Source organism: Stenotrophomonas sp. B2 (assembly GCF_014947095.1).
Taxonomy (GTDB): domain Bacteria; phylum Pseudomonadota; class Gammaproteobacteria; order Xanthomonadales; family Xanthomonadaceae; genus Stenotrophomonas; species Stenotrophomonas maltophilia_P.
Genome location: NZ_JADCQA010000008.1, coordinates 132,467 through 148,783 on the forward strand (window position 1 = coordinate 132,467; position 16,317 = coordinate 148,783).

General features: G+C 68.0%; 15 protein-coding genes. 4 read left to right on the forward strand and 11 right to left on the reverse strand.

The genetic code is table 11. The features are described from left to right. Positions 1-39: 39 nt before the first annotated feature. From IMX13_RS11515 to IMX13_RS11525, 3 genes are all read left to right on the forward strand, one after another. Complete coding sequence (locus IMX13_RS11515; protein WP_065174578.1) at positions 40-1,578, forward strand: TerC family protein; 1,539 nt, start codon at positions 40-42, stop codon at positions 1,576-1,578. 111 nt (positions 1,579-1,689) lie between these two features. Further along, positions 1,690-2,817, forward strand: coding sequence for a metallophosphoesterase (locus IMX13_RS11520; RefSeq protein ID WP_319637185.1), 1,128 nt, complete (start codon positions 1,690-1,692; stop codon positions 2,815-2,817). Between the two features lie 115 nt (positions 2,818-2,932). Further along, a complete protein-coding gene (locus IMX13_RS11525) occupies positions 2,933-4,213 on the forward strand; it encodes an MFS transporter (protein ID WP_193396402.1) in 1,281 nt (426 codons plus the stop codon). 4 nt (positions 4,214-4,217) lie between these two features. Here the strand turns inward: IMX13_RS11525 and IMX13_RS11530 are convergent, their stop codons facing one another. Further along, a complete protein-coding gene (locus tag IMX13_RS11530; RefSeq protein WP_053516220.1) occupies positions 4,218-5,165 on the reverse strand; it encodes a nucleoside hydrolase in 948 nt (315 codons plus the stop codon). Positions 5,166-5,317: 152 nt separating this feature from the next. On the opposite strand from IMX13_RS11530, the gene IMX13_RS11535 reads away from it, so the two are divergent. Then, positions 5,318-5,629: a hypothetical protein gene (locus IMX13_RS11535; RefSeq protein WP_193396403.1), complete on the forward strand. Its 312-nt coding sequence runs from the start codon at positions 5,318-5,320 to the stop codon at positions 5,627-5,629. Between the two features lie 65 nt (positions 5,630-5,694). On the opposite strand, the gene IMX13_RS11540 is transcribed toward IMX13_RS11535, so the two are convergent. The 10 genes from IMX13_RS11540 to IMX13_RS11585 all read right to left on the reverse strand — a co-directional run bounded on the left by IMX13_RS11540 (position 5,695) and on the right by IMX13_RS11585 (position 16,248). Further along, positions 5,695-6,414: a GntR family transcriptional regulator gene (locus tag IMX13_RS11540; protein WP_193396404.1), complete on the reverse strand. Its 720-nt coding sequence runs from the start codon at positions 6,412-6,414 to the stop codon at positions 5,695-5,697. A 59-nt stretch (positions 6,415-6,473) separates the two neighbouring features. Next, positions 6,474-7,829, reverse strand: coding sequence for an SLC13 family permease (locus IMX13_RS11545; RefSeq protein WP_053516216.1), 1,356 nt, complete (start codon positions 7,827-7,829; stop codon positions 6,474-6,476). A 106-nt stretch (positions 7,830-7,935) separates the two neighbouring features. After that, complete coding sequence (gene mdcH, locus IMX13_RS11550) at positions 7,936-8,856, reverse strand: malonate decarboxylase subunit epsilon (RefSeq protein WP_193396405.1); 921 nt, start codon at positions 8,854-8,856, stop codon at positions 7,936-7,938. Continuing rightward, on the reverse strand, positions 8,853-9,710 hold the full coding sequence (gene mdcB / locus IMX13_RS11555; RefSeq protein WP_193396406.1) for a triphosphoribosyl-dephospho-CoA synthase MdcB: 858 nt from the start codon (positions 9,708-9,710) through the stop codon (positions 8,853-8,855). The genes mdcH and mdcB overlap by 4 nt, the downstream gene beginning before the upstream one ends. After that, the gene (mdcG, locus tag IMX13_RS11560) at positions 9,707-10,348 is read right to left on the reverse strand and encodes a malonate decarboxylase holo-[acyl-carrier-protein] synthase (RefSeq protein ID WP_053516207.1); all 642 of its coding nucleotides are present in this window, start codon (positions 10,346-10,348) and stop codon (positions 9,707-9,709) included. Before mdcG ends, mdcB begins: the two co-directional genes overlap by 4 nt. Next, positions 10,341-11,051: a biotin-independent malonate decarboxylase subunit gamma gene (gene mdcE, locus IMX13_RS11565; protein WP_193396407.1), complete on the reverse strand. Its 711-nt coding sequence runs from the start codon at positions 11,049-11,051 to the stop codon at positions 10,341-10,343. The genes mdcG and mdcE overlap by 8 nt, the downstream gene beginning before the upstream one ends. After that, complete coding sequence (locus tag IMX13_RS11570; RefSeq protein ID WP_193396408.1) at positions 11,048-11,956, reverse strand: biotin-independent malonate decarboxylase subunit beta; 909 nt, start codon at positions 11,954-11,956, stop codon at positions 11,048-11,050. Before IMX13_RS11570 ends, mdcE begins: the two co-directional genes overlap by 4 nt. After that, positions 11,953-12,273, reverse strand: a complete 321-nt coding sequence (mdcC, locus tag IMX13_RS11575; RefSeq protein ID WP_053516201.1) for a malonate decarboxylase acyl carrier protein — start codon at positions 12,271-12,273, stop codon at positions 11,953-11,955. Before mdcC ends, IMX13_RS11570 begins: the two co-directional genes overlap by 4 nt. Positions 12,274-12,283: 10 nt before the next feature. Beyond that, a complete protein-coding gene (gene mdcA / locus IMX13_RS11580; protein ID WP_065174588.1) occupies positions 12,284-13,927 on the reverse strand; it encodes a malonate decarboxylase subunit alpha in 1,644 nt (547 codons plus the stop codon). Positions 13,928-14,058: 131 nt separating this feature from the next. After that, positions 14,059-16,248 carry a TonB-dependent siderophore receptor gene (locus tag IMX13_RS11585; protein WP_053516245.1) on the reverse strand — a complete coding sequence of 730 codons (2,190 nt, stop codon included), beginning with the start codon at positions 16,246-16,248 and terminating at the stop codon, positions 14,059-14,061. Between the last annotated feature and the right edge of the window lie 69 nt (positions 16,249-16,317).

Genomic DNA, 16,317 nt, shown 5'->3' on the forward strand with positions numbered 1-16,317 from the left:
TTGTTTTTCCCCCTGACCTACTGACGAAACGGACCCGAAATGGAATGGTTGGCTGACCCCTCGATATGGATGGGACTTGCAACCCTGGTGGTGCTGGAGATCGTGCTCGGCATCGACAACCTGGTGTTCATCGCGATCCTTGCCGACAAACTGCCGCCGCACCAGCGCGACCGTGCGCGGGTGATCGGCCTGACCCTGGCGCTGCTGATGCGGCTGGTGCTGCTGGCCGCGCTGGCGTGGATCATGAAGCTGACCGAGCCGCTGGTCACGCTGTTCGGTCACAGCTTCTCCGGACGCGACCTGATCCTGCTGGGCGGTGGCCTGTTCCTGCTGTTCAAGGGCACCATGGAGCTGCATGAGCGGCTGGAGGGCCGCAGTCACCAGGAAGACGGCAAGAAGGTCTACGCCAGTTTTGCCATGGTGGTGGCACAGATCGTAGTGCTGGACGCCGTGTTCTCGCTGGACTCGGTGATCACTGCCGTGGGCATGGTCGACAACCTGGGCGTGATGTATGCCGCGGTGACCATCGCGATGGCACTGATGCTGGTGGCCAGCAAGCCGCTGACCCGCTTCGTCAACAAGCATCCCACGGTGGTGGTGCTGTGCTTGGGCTTCCTGTTGATGATCGGCTTCAGCCTGGTCGCCGAGGGGCTGGGTTACAAGATTCCAAAGGGCTACCTGTACGCGGCGATCGCGTTCTCGATCCTGGTGGAAGCCTTCAACCAGTGGGTGCGCTTCAACCGCGAGCGCAACGAGCGTCGCCAGCCGTTCCGTCAGCGCACTGCCGATGCCGTGCTGCGCCTGCTGGGCGCCCGTCCGGCCAATGGCCACGACGATGCCAGCGAAGAAGACCACGGTGATCCGGAGGAACGCCTGCAGCCGGCCGAGCACGAGATGATCCGCAGCGTGCTGGGCCTGGCTGACCGGCCTGTGTCCAGTGTGATGACCGTGCGCGCCGACGTGCAGTGGATCGATCTGGCGCGCGGCCAGGACGACGTGGTGGCGCGCCTGGTGGCGTCGCCGCACACGCGCCTGCTCGTGGGCGAGGGTGATCTGGACAGCCTGCGTGGTGTGGTGCAGAGCCGCGACCTGCTGGCCGACCTGCTGCAGGGCAGGCCGCTGCAGCTGGAAGCCAACCTGCGCCAGCCGCAGTACGTGCTGTCCAGCGCCAGCGCGTTGCAGGCGCTTGAACTGATCCGCCTGCACCCGGTACCGCTGGCGGTAGCGGTGGACGAGTACGGCAGTGTGGAAGGCCTGGTGACCGCCAATGACCTGCTGGCGGCGATCGCGGGCGATCTGGTCGATACCCAGGACGAGCGTTACGGCGTAGTGGCGCTGGACGAGGGCCAATGGGAGGCCGACGGCGCGTTGACGCTGGATGACCTGCAACGGCTGGCCGGCGTGTCGCTGCCCCGCAGTGCCGACTACATGACCATCTCCGGCCTGGTGCTGGATCAGCTTGGCCGCCTGCCGGATGTGGGCGATGCGGTCGAAGTAGCGGATGCCCGCATCACCGTACTGGCCATGGAGAAGCGGCGCATTGTCCGCCTGCGGGTGGAGCGCCTCGGGCTTCCGTAGCGTCCAGCGTGCTCGACTGCGAACTGAGCAGCCGGGCATGGCCCGGCTCTACACAACGCTGTCCGCAGCCGTCACCATGGCGGGCTCTTGTCTTCGTCCAGGAACGTCGCAGTGCTGAGTACGATTGGTTTGCTGATGGGCGTGTATGTGGCCCTTCGCCTGTTCTGGCCGCTGCGCCTGCCCGTGTGGTTGAAAGTACTGCTGTCCCTGCTGCTGGTCGCCATCGCCGTCCAGCTGCGGATCGTGGCCACGTTCTGGGGCACGATGGCCTCGCCGGAAATCCCCAAGCTGGCCATCGCCGTGCTCGCCACCGGCTCCACTGCGGTACTGCTGCTGGCACTGGTGATGCTGGTAATGGACGTGGGCCTGCTTGGCGCGTGGGTTCTGCGCAGGCCCCGTGTGACCGCAGCGCTGCGCGCGCCGTGGCTGCGCCCGGGCGCAGGCCTGCTGGCTCTGCTGGTCAGTGCCTGGGGCGTGAGCCAGGGCATGGCGGTGCCCAAGACCCGACAGATCGAGGTGGCCATTGCCGGCCTGCCTGCCGCGTTCGAGGGTTACCGCGTACTGCAGCTTACCGACATCCACGCCAGCCGCCTGCTGACCGGCGACTGGGTGCGTCAGGTCGTGGCCGAAAGCAATGCCCTGACGCCCGACCTGGTCGTCATCACCGGCGACCTGATCGATGGCACCGTGCAGGCACGGCGCAATGACTTCCGGCCCCTGGGTGAACTGAGGGCGCCGGACGGGGTGATCGCCATCACCGGCAATCACGAGTACTACGCCCAGTACAGCGAATGGATGCAGGCGTTCCGTGCGCTGCACATGCAGGTGCTGGAGAACAGCCACGTGCAGGTGCGGCGGGGGGATGCAGCGATGACGATCGCCGGTGTTACCGATCCGGTGGCTGCGCGCTATGGCCTGCCGCTGCCCGATCTGGAGGCGGCGCTGGCGGGTGCGGATCCGGCCGCCCCGGTAATCCTGCTCGACCACCGCCCACGCAATGCGAAGGACGCGGCCGCACGCGGGGTCAAGCTGCAGCTGTCCGGCCATACCCATGGCGGCCAGATCCTCGGCATGGACCAGCTGGTGAAGCGTGCCAACGGCGGTTTCGTCTCCGGACGGTACCGCGTCGATGACATGACGCTGTATGTGAGCAACGGTGCGGGACTGTGGGCCGGCTTCCCGGCACGCATCGGCGTGCCCTCGGAGATCACCCTGATCACCCTGCGCCGCGCACCCTGAGCCGTCTGCGGTCCGCGCCCGTCGTGCAGCGGGTCCACTGTGCCGTCACCCGCGTGGTGGCACCCTGCGCACGGACCGCAGACAGGGAAACGATGGTGGCGAAGGCGAACAGGCGATGAGTGCGACACAGCAGCGCTCGATGTGGGTCGCCGGCCTGTCCACCGTGGTGGAGTGGTACGACTTCACCCTGTACCTCTATTTCGCCACGGTGCTGTCGCGGGTGTTTTTCGGCGGCGGCGAACAGGCGATGCTGGTCACCCTTGCGGGATTTGCCGTGTCCTACCTGATGCGCCCACTCGGCGCGCTGTGCTTCGGTCACCTCGGCGACCGCTTGGGGCGGCGCTGGATGCTGCTGGCCTCGATGGCGCTGATGGCTGCAGCCATGCTGGCCACCGCGCTGCTGCCTACCGCCGCGACGGCGGGCACGACGGCGGGTGTGCTGCTGCTGGTGCTGCGGTGCGTGATGGCATTCTCGGTGGGCGGTGAATACACGGGCGTAGTCGCCTATCTGCTGGAAAGCGCTCCGGCACGCCGGCGTGGACTGGTGACCTCGTTGGCCTCGGCGGCCAGCGAAGTGGGCGCGCTGCTGGCGGTGGCGATCTCCGCACTGACGGTCGCGCTGCTGCCGCAGGTACAACTGGACAGCTGGGGATGGCGCATTCCGTTCTTCGTCGGTGCTGCACTGGCGCTGGTCATCCTGATCGCGCGTTCGGGCATGCATGAATCGCCGGAGTTCGAGCGGCAGCGTCGCGAGGGCAGCATTCCTGCCACGCCGCTGCGCCACGTGCTGCGCCACCATCCGCAGGCGGTAGCGCGCACCTTCGCCATTTCCGCGCTGGGCTCGATCACCTACTACGTCGGCATCACCTATGTGCCCGCGTTCCTGCACGCACAGGGGCACGACGAGGGCGATGCCCTGTGGCTGTCGACGATCGCGGCGGTGGCCGTGATCGCCATCACTCCCTTGTGCGGTGCGTTGTCCGATCGCTTCGGCCGGCGCCCGCTGCTGTTGGGCCTGACGGTACTGGCGGCGTTGCTCCCGCTGTCGTTGTTCGGCTGGATGGCGCATACCACGCCGTCGGGTATCGCCGTGGCGGCGGTGCTGCTGGCCTGCGTGGCCGGTGGCGTGAGCGCGGTCGCGGCACCGGCCACGGCCGAGCAGTTTCCGGGCGAGGGCCGGGTAAGCGGGCTGGCACTGGGCGTGACCATGGCCACGGCGGTCTTCGGCGGGGCGACACCGTGGCTGGCGCAGTGGTGGGTGGAGCGCAGCGGCTGGGCGGCGGCACCGGGCGCGATGATCGCGCTGGTCGCATTGCTGGTGTTGCCGGTGCTGTGGACGCTGCCGGAAACGGCATCGACGCGGAAGACCCGCCCTGGCAAGCAGGGCGGATCCTAGCCGGTCACACCTTCAGCGTCTGCTCGATGTCGGCCAGCACGGCGGCGGCATCCACGCCAATGGCAATCGACTGCACCACGTGGCCGTCCCATACGCTGGGGCCGAATGCCAGGCCTTCAGGCTTGGGAATGGTCATGCCACGGGCGACGCCGTCGGTGGCCACGCGCACGCTTGCGCGCTCGAAGCGGAACAGCTCCGGGCGGGTGAGCGCGATGCAGGCGCAGCAATCGTGCACGACCATGCCCTTGTGGCCGGCCTGCAGGTAGAAGTCCACGTAATCCTGCGACAGCGCACGCACCAGTTCAGCATCGGCACCCCCGACCGCAGCCAGTTTGTCCAGGCCGTCACGGTCCATCTCGACGCGGGTGGTCACGTCCAGGCCGATCGCGGTGACCGGCCACTGTGCGGTGAACACCACGTCGGCGGCTTCCGCATCGCCCCAGATATTGGCCTCGGCGGCCGGGGTGATGTTGCCGTTGACGTGGAAGGCGCCCCCCATGATGACCACGCCACGCACCAGGCCGGCGATGTCCGGCGCCTGCTGCAGGGCCAGGGCCAGGTTGGTCATGCGGCCGACCGCGACCAGCGTGACCTCGCCTGGATGGGCCCGCACCAGATCGATGATCAGCTGGTGCGCAGGACGGGCGTCGGCGGTCACGTCCAGCTGTGCAGGCACCGGGTGATTGCCCAGGCCATTGTGGCCGTGGATGTGCACCGGCCAGGCTTCCGGCGTGGCATCGGGCTGCAGGGGGCCCGCCGCGCCACGCGCGACCGGCGCAGTCAGCGCCCAGGCCTGCTTCAGGTACAGCGCGTTGTGGGTGGTGGACTCCACCGAGGCGTTGCCGAAGGTGGTGGTAACGCCGATCAGGTCGATCTGCGGATGCTTGTGCAGGTACAGCAGGGCCAGGGCGTCGTCGACGCCCGGGTCGGTATCGAAAATGACTTTCAGCATGTTGTTGTTCTTCTTCTTCCGTGTGGTGCGGGGGGCCCGGCGGCCAAGAGGCAGGCCGGCGCGCGCTACATTGTCCCATCTTCATGACAGGCAGGGCCATTGGCGGGGCGGCGGGCCATAATGGCGTCGATATCCATGCCGGGAGACGCCTGGTGCTGATCGTGACCCTTCTGCTGGTCCTGCTGGTGCTGGGCCTGAATCTGCTGGCGAGCTGGGTCATTCTGCGTCGGCAGGAATTGTCGTCGGGCAACCGGGCCGCGCAGGTGCTGGTGATCTGGCTGCTGCCGCTGATCGGCGCCGTCGTCTGCCTGCTGGTGGCAGCCGCCGAGGGCCCGCTCGGACTGCAGGCACGCAGCCAGGACGGCGCGATCTGGGCCAGCGACGGCGCCCACGAGGGCAATGCCCCCTCTGCGGACTGTGGCAGCGACGGCGGTGGCAGCGACGGCGGCGGCTGCGGCGATTGACGCCACAGGAACAGGGTCAGCCACCGCCCGCATTGCGTGCCATGCCCGGCGGGGCGACAGCTCGCTCAGGCGCCGCCTTCGGTCGGCAGCGGCGCCGGTACGTTCAGCAGGCCCCCGGCCGCCACGTAGGCGGCCAGCGCCTGGCCCTGGCTGAGCAGGTGCCGTTCCATCGTGCGTTCTGCCGCGTCGGCATCACGGCGACGGAAGCACTCCATCAGCTCGCGGTGCTCGGCCAGCGACTGTGCCGTGCGTCCGGGCGTCAGCAGCTGCCGGCCGCGATGCATCTTCAGGATGCGGTGCACGTCGTGGGTGATGCGGATCAGCCACGGATTGCCGGCATAGTGCTGCACGGTTTCGTGGATGAGGTAGTTGTTGCGGTAGTACTCGGCGATGTTGCCGTCAGCCGCCGCCGCTTCCATCGCGGCATGCAGGGATTCCAGCTGGGCCACGCCCGCATCATCGATATGCCTGACCGCCTCATGCGCGCAGCGGCCCTCCAGCATGGCCATCACCGGGAACAGCTGGTTGAGGTCCTCCAGCGTCAGCCGGGTTACCCGGCTGCCGCGCCCGGCGTCGATCTGCACCAGGCCTTCGGCTGCCAGCAGCTTCAGCGCCTCGCGCAGCGGGGTGCGGCTGATGCCCAGTTCACTGCACAGCGCAGGCTCGTCGATCCATTCGCCGGGGGGCAGGCGATAGTCATAGATGCGCTCACGCACATGTTCGGCGACCTCCTCGTACAGAGGGGCGCGCTTCTTCGGGGACCGTGGAGCAGGGGCGATGGCCATTGGCAGAGTGTACCCGCTGGCGGTAGTGCCGGCCGTCAGCCGGCACGACCGGTCATCGCCTACATCCAGCCCGGCACCACGAACACCAGCCAGGCCAGCAGCGGCCCCAATGCCACCACCAGGCCGCTGTAGACCAGGAAGCGGCGGAACAGCGTCTCGCGTTCTTCCTTCGCCGCCGATGCCACGACCAGTGCACCGTTGGTGGAGAAGGGGCTGACATCGACGATGGTGGACGACACTGCCAGTGCGCAGATCACGCCGGCTGCACCCAGGTGCCCCTGCATCAGGAACGGCACCGCCAGTGGAATCGTTGCGCCGAGCACCGCCGCGGACGATGCGAATGCGGAGACGATACCGCCGACGTAGCACACCAGCAGAGCGCCCAGCAGCGGAATGCCGATGTTGGAGACGCCGTTGCCGATGAAGTCGACCGCGCCCGCATGCTCCAGCACGCCGATATAGGTCACCACGCCACAGATCAACAGAACGGTCGACCAGCTGATGCCATCCACCGCACCCTTCTGGCTCTGCGGCGAGAGCAGTGCCAGCGCCACTGCGACGGTGATCGACACCAGGCCGACGTTGAGGTTGTAGATCAGTGCCGCCACGCCCAGGCCGAGCAGGCCGACCAGGGTGAACAACCGCTCCCGGGTCAGACCCACTGCATCCAGCGCCGCCGGATCGTTGCTCAGGGTGCCGCCGCCGGCCGCCACCAGCGCGCCATGGCCTTCGATGGCGAACTGCCGCGACGACGCCTGCGGACCACCGGCCATTGCCAGTTCCGCACCGCCCGCGGTGATCGAGCCACGTCGCATCAGCGCGATGCCGCCGAAGGCGAGGAAGCAGATGATCGCCATCATGAAGTTGAAACCGAGGCTGGTCAGGAAGACCGCCATCTCGGTGACCTCCAGCCCGGCCTTCTGCACCACGCCATTGGTGATGCTGCCGTACACGCTGATCGGCGAGAAGCCGCCGGCCTGCGCACCGTGGATGACCAGCAGGCCCATCATCAACGGGTTGATGTTGTACTGCTTGGCGAAGCGCAGCGCGACCGGACCGATGATCGCCACCGCTGCCGGGCCGAGGGCGCCGAAGGCGGTCAGCACCGCGGTGACCACGAACATCACCCACGGAATGGCCACGATGTGGCCGCGCACCGCGCGTACCGCCCAGTGCACCAGCAGGTCGATGGTGCCGTTCTTCTGCGCGATGGCGAACAGGTAGGTGATGCCGACCAGGGTCAGGAACAGATCGCCGGGAAAGCCGGCGAGGACTTCCTTGCCACCCATGCCGACCCAGACACCACCGATGATGAAGGCCAGTGCGAAGGCCACTGCGCCCATGTTGATCGGCAGTGCGGTGGCGACGATGAACATGATCACCAGACCGATGATCGTTGCGATTTGTGGACTCATGCGCCCTCCCAGACACGTGGCTCACGTACAGCGCGGATGGAGACCCGCCATCCCCGGGGTAAGGCGACGTACTGCAGTGTTGCGTGATACGTACTGCTCGAACCCGTTACTGCAGGCGCTGCAGCGCACTGCGGACCCATGCCGCAGCGCCATGCAGGCTCTGGAACTCTTCCACCGCGCGGAACTCGCAGCAGGGATAGGACGGCGCGACCATGCGTGCGAGCGCATTGCCCGGGCCCAGCTGCAGGAACACCCGCGCGCCGCGCTCGAAGGCCTGCCGCATCAACTGTGCCCACTCGATGGTCTGTGCCAGCTGTGCCGACAGGCTGTGCACCGCCGTTGCGGCATCGCGCACGGGCCGTGCATCGACGCCCGCCAGCAGCGGCAGGCGGGGTGCCCGCATGCCCGAGCGCTCCAGCGCGGCGGCGAAGGGCGCCACCGCAGCCGCCAGCAGGGGCGTGTGGGCGGCGACGTGGACCGGCAACGAACGCACCTGCGCACCGAGCGCGTGCGCCGCATCGGCCAGCGGCTGCAGGGTGTGCCGGATGCCTCCCACAATGAAGTGATCCTCGCCGTTGACGATGGCGATGTGGGTGCCCTGCGCATCGCACAGCGCTTGCAACGTCGTACGATCCAGGCCCAGCACCGCCAGCATGCCGGCGCCTGCCGCGCTGGCATCGTCCATCAGATGCGCGCGCTGTGCCGACAGGGCCAGGCAGCTGCCAGCGTCGAAGGTGCCGGCAATGGCATGCGCCGCCAGTTCGCCGATGCTGTAGCCGGCCACCACGGTCGGCACCGGCAATGCATCGCGCAGGGCGTGCCACTGCGCCAGACTGGCCGCGCACAGCAGCGGTTGTGCCTGCGCATTGTCGAACCGGTCCTCGGCCGCAGCAGCGGTGAACACGTCGCGCTGCAGCACCTCGCTGGCGGCGAGCAGCACGCCATGCGCGGCGTCGTTGTCGCGCACGTGATCGAACATCGCAGCATGCTGCGTACCTTGTCCCGGGCAGAGCAGGGCCAGCATCACGCCTGCTCCTGCAACAGCAGGAAGACGCTGCAGGCCAGCAGATCGGCGCTGCCACCCGGGCTGAGCCGGCGTGCGACGAAGGCATCGCCGATGTCCTGCAGGCGGGGTCGCCAGCCGGCGGCAAAGGCACCGCCGGCGTCGAGGAATCCGCGTGCCTGCTGCTGGGCCCAGCGCAGTCCGGCAACACCGCCCCGATGCAGCAGGTTCAGATCCTCGACCTCTGCGACCAGATGCATCAGGGTATGGGCCAGTGCAGCTTCGCGTGGCAGCCCTGCGGCCAGCGCATGGCGCAGTGCCGGCAGGGCCAGCCCACGCAGCAGGGGATATCCAGCGGCCGCTTGCTCGCGTACGCCGGGCACGCCGTGACGGGCGCGCGCGCGCTGCCCCGGACTGTTCACATCCAGGGGCGAGGTGGCGAAGGCGTCCGCCCATTGGCAGACCGCCTGGCATACCTGTTCACCTGTCGCGGCTCGGCCCAGACGCGTGCGGCACGAGGCTGACGCTGCCACCAGCAAGCCCAGGCTGAAGATCGCTCCGCGGTGGGTGTTGACGCCGCCGGTGGCGCGCAGCATCGCCGCTTCGGCGGCCAGGCCGTGGTCGCGCAGCCGATGGAACGGCGCTTCGGCGGCGCCATCGCGGGCAACCGCAGTGAAATAGTGGCGCAGGGCAAACAGGCTGCGCAGGAACGTACCGGCATCCATGTCGTCATGGCTGCCGCTGTCGAACGGCGTGACCAGGCCGGGCTTGGGCGCACAGGCCAGCTCGGCCTGCAGCGCGGCGATCGCCATGCGGCCTAGGCGTGCACTGTCGGGCGCGGTGCTGCGGCCGGCAAGGCGCGGCGCGACGGCGTTCATGCGGCCACCCCGCTGCCCTCGAATAGACGGTGGCGTGCTTCCAGGGCTGCGCCGTCAAGGCGTTTGACCAGCAGTTGACGGCTGCTGCCGGCGTACTCGCGCCAGTTCACCGCAGCGCCACGGGCCAGGCACAGCTCGCCGTCGACCCGCTGCGGATGCTGCGCTTCCCACGCCCGCAGCCGAGTCACCAGCGCATCGGCCCGTGCCGCATCCGGGACCTCCCAGAGCAGGTCGATATCGGAACGGTCATGCACATAGGGCAGGCCAGTAACGTGCTGCCAGGCGAATGCGCCGAACACACGGGCCGGCGCGAGCGTGGCGAGAGCGTGCAACGGTGCCTGCCAGGCGGGGCATACGCCTGCCGCCAGGATGTCGCTCAGTGCCGGCGGCGCCTGCCGACGCTGTACATCCTGCAGCGGCACCCGCAGTGCAAGCCGCTGTTTGCCTTCGCCCGGTGGCAACGGCACACCCAGCCGCAGGCGGGAATCGGGGTCGTCTGCCGCGCGTCGCGCGACCATTGCGGGCAATCCCTGCGCGAACCATGCGGCGAGCCGCGGTTCCTGCGCAGCCACATCGGCCCGCCAGTCGGCGTGGGCCGACAACCAGACCAGCGTGTGGCGGGCCAGACGTTCAGGCATCGCCGTTGGCCACCGCGCCCGCGACGGCAGCCGCCTGCAGGCGGCCCCCCCGTTCGGCACCCAGTGCGGCACGGGGGTCGCCGTCGGCCGGCGCGCGCAGGGCATCCAGCAAGGCCTGCGCCAGCTCGCCCGACCACAGCGACCGTACCGCACCCATCGCCACGTAGTTTTCCACCCCGGGTGCGAACACCGGCGAAGTCAGGCTCAGCGCCTGCAGCTTTTCCAGCGGTTGCTTGGTTACGCGAGCCATCGCCCGCAGGTCCATCACCCGAACCTGGGCATCCGGCAGCGCATGGATCGTGTCCGCCATCAGGCCGAACGAGAGGAAGCCACCGCTGACCGACTCGCCATGGACCAGGGTCACCAGCCGTGCGCCGCGTCGCCGCGCGACGTCCAGGCATTGCGCGAGGTGGGCGAAGTAACCGTTGATGCCGAGCAGTTCGTCGCGGCGCGAAAGGCGTTGGCCTGCGGTATCCACCAGCATCACGATCGGTCGCTGCGGATGTGCGGCGGTGCTGGCGAGTACTGTTGCCGCCAGTGCCAGCGCATGATCGACACCGACTTCCAGCTTGTCAGTGGTGCCGATGACCGTGACCTCGCCATCTTCGGTACTGGCGCTTCCCGTCAGCACGGAATCGTGCACGGTTACGTCGTGGCCGCGCGGGAACAGCGCGTCAAGCAGGGGCTGCAGCGGCGCGGTCATGGCAGTTTCCTGTGGGCGGTGGCGGCGAGGAACGCGTCGGTGTCCAGCAGCGGCAGGCGCTCGGGATGATCGATTCCCTGGCGTGCCCAGATCTCCAGACCATCGCGGCAGTCCCCCCAGGCCTCTGCCCGGTCCTGCAGGGCGGCATGTCGCTGCTGCAGCGCGGCCAGCGCGGCATCGGCGTCTGCGCTGGCGGCGTCTGGCTGCAGCGCCTCGAATGCGGCCTGGGCGAATGCATCGATGGCATCGGGAACCAGAACCTGCGCCTGGTCGATGAGGTAGCGGTGCTTGCCGCCTGTCACCCGCCATACGAGGGCACGGTCACGCGAGTCGAACTCCTCTACGCCGCGCACGGTCTCGATCACTTCCGGCCCGGACAGCGACAGTCGCCCTTCCTCGGACATGATCACCGTGGTGCAGCAGCGGGCGACGATGCCCATGCCGCCGAAGGCGCCGTTGCCGCTGCCGATGAGGGCCACCACCGGCACGCCGGTGGCGCGCGCGTCCAGGGTCGCGCGCATGATCTCGGAAATGGCGATCAGGCCCGCATTGGCTTCATGCAGGCGCACGCCGCCGGTGTCGAGCAGCAGCAGCACACCGTCGGGCCTGTGTTGCGCGGCCCGGCGCAGCAGGCCGGTCAGCTTGGCGCCATGCACTTCGCCGACACCGCCCCCCATGAATTCGCCCTGCTGTGCAGCAATCAGCACACGCCTGCCACGCAGCGAGGCTGCACCGACCACGATGCCATCGTCGAACGCGGCGGGTTGGTCCAGCTGTGCCAGGTGCGGGCTCATGGCGCGCCGGGCCGGCCCGAGATACTCGGTGAACGATCCGGCATCGACCAGCCCGGCGATACGGGCACGGGCATCGGCCTCGTGGTAGCTGCGTCGTGGCATCGGATTCATCGCGGTTCTCCGGCGAGCAGTGTCTCCACCGCCTGGTCCAGGCGCAGGCTGACCACCGCTGGGGTGGCACCGGCATCGTTGATCGATACGCGCACGTCGCGCAGCGGATGCCGCCGGGCGAAATCACCGATGACCGCCTGCCAGATGGTGCCGAAGCCCTGCGCGGCGGTGACGACATGTACGGTCATTGCGCCGTCCTGCGCGGCAGGTTCCAGCAGGACTTCCAGATTGCCGGACGCCAGCACGCCCACCAGCACCGCGTCGTGCGGGAACCGCACCGGGGTTCTTCCGTCGAATCGATAGTCGAGGGTTTCCATCGCGTGCCCCTTACCAGTTGCGGAAGCGCTTGGGCGGGTCGTAGAGACCGCCGGACCAGCGCACCAGGTCTTTCACCGAGCGCGCGGCCAGCAGGTCACGACTGGCGTCGCGCACCGAAATGCCAAGATCTTCCGGTCGCCGGATCACGCCCCGGTCGCGCAGGTTCTCCACCATCGCGCGATCGCGGCCCAGGCCGACCGTGGTGTAACCGGCCACGCCGCGGATCGCCTGTTCGCGCTCCTCCGCGGTGCGGCACAGCAGCAGGTTGGCGATGCCTTCCTCGGTCAGCACATGGCTCACGTCATCGCCGTAGATCATCACCGGTGGCAGTGGCATGCCAGCGCGTTCGGCCAGCGCCCACGCATCGAGGCGGTCAACGAACGCGGGTGCCATGTGTTCGCGGAAGGTCTCCACCATCTGTACCACCAGCTTGCGCCCGCGTGGCATCTCGCCCGGGCGTGCGGCCTGCTGGCCGGCCTTGATCCAGGCGTCGCTGGCATGACGGCGGCCGCGCGCATCCGAGCCCATGTTCGGCGCGCCACCGAAGCCGGCGATGCGGTCGCGGGTGGCGGTGGAGCTGTTGCCCTGCAGGTCGACCTGCAGCGTCGAGCCGATGAACATGTCGCACGCATACAGGCCGGCGGTCTGCGAGAACGCGCGGTTGGAGCGCATCGAGCCATCGGCGCCGGTGAAGAACACATCACCGCGCGCGGCGATGTACTTCTCCATGCCCAGTTCCGAACCGAACGAGTGCACGGACTTCACGAAACCCGACTCGATCGCGGGAATCAGCGCCGGATGCGGATTGAGCGCCCAGTGCTGGCAGATCTTGCCCTTCAGGCCCAGCGATTCGGCATAGGTCGGCAGCAGCAGTTCGATCGCGGCCGTGTCGAAGCCGATGCCGTGATTGAGCCGGTTCACACCGTATTCGGCGTAGATGCCCTTGATCGCCATCATCGCCATCAGCACCTGGATCTCGGAGATCTGTGCCGGGTCGCGGGTGAACAGGGGTTCGATGTGGTTCGGGCGCGGTGCCTGCACGACGAAGTTGACCCAGTCGGCGGGGATATCGACGCGGGGGAGGGTGTCGACGATCTCGTTGACCTGGGCGATGACGATGCCGCCACGGAAGGCGGTCGCCTCGACGATCACCGGCGTGTCTTCGGTGTTCGGCCCGGTGTAGAGGTTGCCGTCGCGGTCGGCGGCCTGCGCTGCGACCAGTGCCACGCGCGGCGTGAGGTCGATGAAGTAGCGGCCGAACAGTTCCAGGTAGGTGTGGATGGCCCCGATCTGGATCCGCCCTTCGGCCACCAGGTTGGCCAGTCGCACCGATTGCGGGCCTGAGAAGGAAAAGTCCAGCTTCGAGGCAATGCCCCGCTCGAACACGTCCAGATGCGAGGGCAGCGACAGCACCGACTGCACCATGTGCAGATCATGCACGCGGGCGGGGTCCAGCCCGGCAAGGCATTCGGCCAGGAAGTCGGCCTGCTTCTGGTTGTTGCCCTCGAGGCAGACCTTGTCGCCGGGTTCAAGCAGGGCGTGCAGCAGCTCGCCCACATCGTCGGCGGCCACTGCGCGGCCTCTGCTCCAGGGCGCAGCCCGCTGCAGACGTGCCTGGCGGCTGCGTTCCAGCGTGTCCCAGCTCGGGTTCATCGACCGGCTTCCGATTGGCGTTGAGATAATTACGCCATAATTACGGAAGGCGGCGCAACCTGCAGCGCAGCAAAAAGAAGGGCCCGCCAATGGCGGGCCCATTCAGGTTGCAGGCTTTCAGCCGGTCGTTCTCAGAACTTCCAGCGCAGGCTGGCGGCGACGAAGCGCGGTTCGCCGTAGTTGTTGTAGTCCAGGTTCGCCCAGTAGGTCTTGTCCAGCGCGTTGCGCACGCTCAGCGTTGCCGTCCAGTTGTCGCTGATGCGGTAGTTGGCGTTGAACTGCACGAGCGTGTAGGCCGGCTGGTTCACGGTTACCGTGCCGCCCAGCGGGTAGGGGATGTTGTAGCCCTGCACCTTGCTCTGCCATTGCACGCCGGCGCCCAGGCTCAGGCGTTCCAGTGCACCGCGCAGGCGCACCTGCGTGTTGAGCTGCAGCAGGTCTTCGGGCGGGTTGGCGTACAGCAGGTCGGTGGCGGCGCGGGTCACTTTGACATGGGTGAAGCCGGCGTTGACCGTCCAGCCCGGCAGGATCTCGCCGTTGACGTCCATTTCCCAGCCACGCGACTTGGTGCCGTTGACGCCGATGTAGGCCGAGGTGCCATCGCTGAGCGAGCCTTCCGGCACTCCCATGTCGCGCACGGCATAGTTGTCCTGCTTGGCCTCGAACACAGCGGCGTTGGCGGTCAGTCGCCCATCGAACCACTGCGTCTTGATGCCCGCTTCCAGATTCGAGCCCTGCACCGGCGCCAGCAGGTTCTCGTTGCGGTCCTTGAAGTTCTGCGGGTTGAAGATCTCGGTGTAGCTGGCATAGACCGAGAACTGCGGCGTGACGTCGTAGACCAGTCCCACGTACGGGGTCACTTCATCACTGACCTTGTAGGCCCCGCTGGTCCCGGTATACGCACCGGCGACGCTGTAGGAGCGGCTGAGGGTTTCCCAGCGGCTCAGGCGCGCACCCGCGATCAACGACAGCGGATCGGCCAGGCGCAGGCGCGCGGCCAGGTAGACGCCGCTCTGCGTGGTCTTCTGCACGCGGCGCGCGCCGGTACGGGTGTAGGTCACCTCGGAGATGTCGCCGTTCCAGTCGTACACGTTGGGGATGTAGTAGCAGCGCTCGCGGCCGCAGGTGGCCCAGTCGCGCGGGTAGTTCAGGGCAACGGTGTGGGTGGTGCCTTCCAGGTCGGACCACTGGGCACCCAGGGTGACGTCATGCTCGCGGCCGAACAGCGGGAACGTGCCGGTCAGGTAGGCATCGATGTTGCGGCGGGTGTCCTCGGAGTCGCCAGCGGCAGTGCGCAGGTAGATGCCCGCACCGGTGGCCGGATCGGGATTGCCGGTGCCGTACAGGCGCATGTTCTGCACATTGCCACGGGTGTGGGCGGTGTTGATCTTCAGCAGCCAGTCCTCGCCGAAGCGCTGCTCCAGGTTGGCGAACACCGTGCTGGTCTCGCGCTGCCAGTAGCTCCATTTCGGTGCCAGGTTGGTCGAGCGCGGCAGGTGCGCAAAGTCGCCGCGGCTGTCGAAGAACGGCACGGTACCCCAGGTCGAACCGACCGGGTTGTTGTCCTGGGTCTGGTAGCCGAGGGTGACCGTGGTGCTGTCGGTCAGGTCGCCTTCCAGCACCGCCATGCCGGCCATCTTGTTCTCCTTGTAGCGGTCGTAATAGAAATCACGATCGGTATAGGCGGCGACCACGCGGCTGCGGAACCGGCCATCTGCGGTCAGCGGCGCGGTGACGTCGGCCTCCATGCGCCGGTAGTCCCAGCTGCCGGCGCTCACCGAGAACGAGGCGTCGAAGTCCTTGCCGGGGCGCTTGCGCAGCAGGTTGACCGTGGCCGAAGGCACCCCCGCGCCGCTGAGCAGGCCGTTGGCACCGCGGATCACTTCGATGCGGTCATAGAAGGCGGTGTCGTATTCCTGGTTGGTGGAGCCGCTGTAGGTCGGAATGCCATCGACCTGGAAGTCCGTGATGGCAAAGCCGCGGGCGTAGTACAGCGGGCGCTGGGTGTCATAGAAGGACACGCTGACGCCGGTGACGTTGCGCAGCACGTCGTTGATGCTGAACAGCGATTCGTCCTGCAGGCGCTGCAGGCTGATGGCCGTGGCCGACTGCGGCGTTTCCTGCAGGGTGATCGGCAGGCGGGTGCTGCTTGAGGGCGGCGCAGCCTGGTCGGCGCGCACGCTGACGCGGTCCAGGGTCTTGGCATCGGCTGCGGCATCGCCGGCGGCGAACGCTGACGGTGTCGACAGGGCCAGGGATGCGAGCAGCGCGGCCGGCAGCAGCGCGCGACGGAGCGGGCGGGTAGGGGAGTGCAGGGACATCTTGGTGGGCTCGATGCGGGAGAGTCGGAAGGGCGGCAACAGCCGGGCGGTACCCGGGGCGGCGGCTTC

Coding starts and splice junctions, on each gene's coding strand:
- IMX13_RS11540 (WP_193396404.1), bottom strand. CDS start 6,414: ATGGCCATCGCCCCTGCTCCACGGTCCCCGAAGAAGCGCGCCCCTCTG.
- IMX13_RS11530 (WP_053516220.1), bottom strand. CDS start 5,165: ATGCTGAAAGTCATTTTCGATACCGACCCGGGCGTCGACGACGCCCTG.
- mdcC (WP_053516201.1), bottom strand. CDS start 12,273: ATGGAAACCCTCGACTATCGATTCGACGGAAGAACCCCGGTGCGGTTC.
- mdcA (WP_065174588.1), bottom strand. CDS start 13,927: ATGAACCCGAGCTGGGACACGCTGGAACGCAGCCGCCAGGCACGTCTG.
- IMX13_RS11570 (WP_193396408.1), bottom strand. CDS start 11,956: ATGAATCCGATGCCACGACGCAGCTACCACGAGGCCGATGCCCGTGCC.
- IMX13_RS11525 (WP_193396402.1), top strand. CDS start 2,933: ATGAGTGCGACACAGCAGCGCTCGATGTGGGTCGCCGGCCTGTCCACC.
- mdcG (WP_053516207.1), bottom strand. CDS start 10,348: ATGCCTGAACGTCTGGCCCGCCACACGCTGGTCTGGTTGTCGGCCCAC.
- IMX13_RS11545 (WP_053516216.1), bottom strand. CDS start 7,829: ATGAGTCCACAAATCGCAACGATCATCGGTCTGGTGATCATGTTCATC.
- IMX13_RS11585 (WP_053516245.1), bottom strand. CDS start 16,248: ATGTCCCTGCACTCCCCTACCCGCCCGCTCCGTCGCGCGCTGCTGCCG.
- mdcB (WP_193396406.1), bottom strand. CDS start 9,710: ATGAACGCCGTCGCGCCGCGCCTTGCCGGCCGCAGCACCGCGCCCGAC.
- IMX13_RS11515 (WP_065174578.1), top strand. CDS start 40: ATGGAATGGTTGGCTGACCCCTCGATATGGATGGGACTTGCAACCCTG.
- mdcE (WP_193396407.1), bottom strand. CDS start 11,051: ATGACCGCGCCGCTGCAGCCCCTGCTTGACGCGCTGTTCCCGCGCGGC.